The organism is Microbacterium sp. NPDC078428, from assembly GCF_044542535.1.
GTDB classification, from domain to species: Bacteria; Actinomycetota; Actinomycetes; order Actinomycetales; family Microbacteriaceae; genus Microbacterium; species Microbacterium limosum.
Map to the genome: position 1 here is coordinate 1 of NZ_JBITUP010000015.1, position 1,502 is coordinate 1,502.

The 1,502-nt window shown below is 65.8% G+C and carries 1 protein-coding gene; it reads right to left on the minus strand.

Annotated features, from left to right (window positions below; genetic code table 11):
- Window positions 1-22: 22 nt before the first annotated feature.
- Window positions 23-1,231 carry an IS110 family transposase gene (locus tag ACIGCK_RS14775; RefSeq protein WP_396667004.1) on the minus strand — a complete coding sequence of 403 codons (1,209 nt, stop codon included), beginning with the start codon at window positions 1,229-1,231 and terminating at the stop codon, window positions 23-25.
- Window positions 1,232-1,502: the final 271 nt, after the last annotated feature.

Consider the following 1,502-nt stretch of genomic DNA (forward strand, 5'->3'; position numbering starts at 1 on the left):
GGGGGTGCCCCTATGAGGTTTGTCAAGCCGCGAGAGCGGTCTCTGACCTGGTTTTGGGTTGGTAGATGCTGCCGGTTCTGAGCATCGCGTAGAGCACGTCGCAGCGGCGGCGGGCGAGCGCGATCAGGGCTTGGTTGTGGCGTTTGCCCTGCATGATCTTACGGTCGTAATAGGCGCGGGACTCGGGATCCCGAAGCGCCGCGAACGCTGAGAGGAACATCGCCCGTTTCAAGACCTTGTTCCCGCGCCGGGACGGCGACTCGCCTCGGATCGAGGTGCCCGAACGCCTCGTGACAGGCGCGAGACCTGCGTAGGCGGCGAGATGCCCCGCGGTCGGGAAGTGTTTCCCGACGATCTCGGTGAGGAGCCTGGCGCAGGTCCTGACGCCGACTCCGGGCATGCTCGTCAGGACCGGGTGAAGAGGGTGCGCCTCAACGATGCGTTCGACCTCGGCCGCGATCTCATCGCGCTGTCTCCTCAGCTCGGTGAGTTGCTTCGCGAGGCGTGGGATGACGATCCCGGCCGCGTTCGTGCCGACCACGGTCACGGTCTGCTGGTCGAGAGCGTCGAAGATCTCCTGCGCCCATATCCCGCCCTTGCGCGGCGCACGCTTCAGAAGCCGGGTCGCGACGCGCTTCTGCCCAGCTCTCCGGAGGTCGACCGGTGACGGGTAGCGTTCGATGAGGTCGAGGATCGCGGGGTGATCCAGGCGTGGCCCGAGTACCCGTTCCAGGGTGGGGTGGATCTGCGTGAGCAGGCCCCGGACTCGGTTCGAGACCTGCGTGATCTGCGCGGCGAGATCGTCATCGAAGCCGCAGAGCATCGCCAGTTCCGCGATCTGCTCGTCGGCCACCTTGATCGAGCGCAGCGTTGCAGGCATCGTGCGTGCGGTCTCCGCGATGATGAACGCGTCCCTCGCGTCGGTCTTCGCCTCGCCCGGGTGGAGGTCGGCGACTCTGCGCATCGTGAGACCGGGCAGATATCCCACGAGCACGCCCGCGGCCTGGGCGACCGCGACCGGGAGCGCGCCGATCGTTGCCGGCTGGTCAACGACCAGCAGGGCGGGGCCATGTTCAGCGAGTTTATCCAGCACCGATACGATCTTGGTTTCGGTGTTCGGGAGCGGCTTGTCGTAGAGCTTCTTCCCGTCGCGGGCGACCGCGACCGCGTGGTGCTCGCTCTTGCCAACGTCGAGGCCGATGAAGACCGTGACGTCGTCGTAGTGCTCGATGCTGTTCAAGGGGGTGTTCCTCCGTCCTGCTCGTACTGTGTTCGGCGGTCAGATGGCGGTGGGCGTCGGCATCCACGTTACGAACGACCCTGCCCCGATATGCGCGGTTGTGGTCTTGCCCCTATCAGCGATCACTCACCGCCAGACCGGAGGCCGGTGACAACACCCCCCAGATCATTGGTACGACAGGGGGCAACAATCATGCCGGTCCCGGCTGGCTGCCTTGCTCCTCATCCTCGCGGGTCAGGAGCTACGAACAAAGTAACGGGGG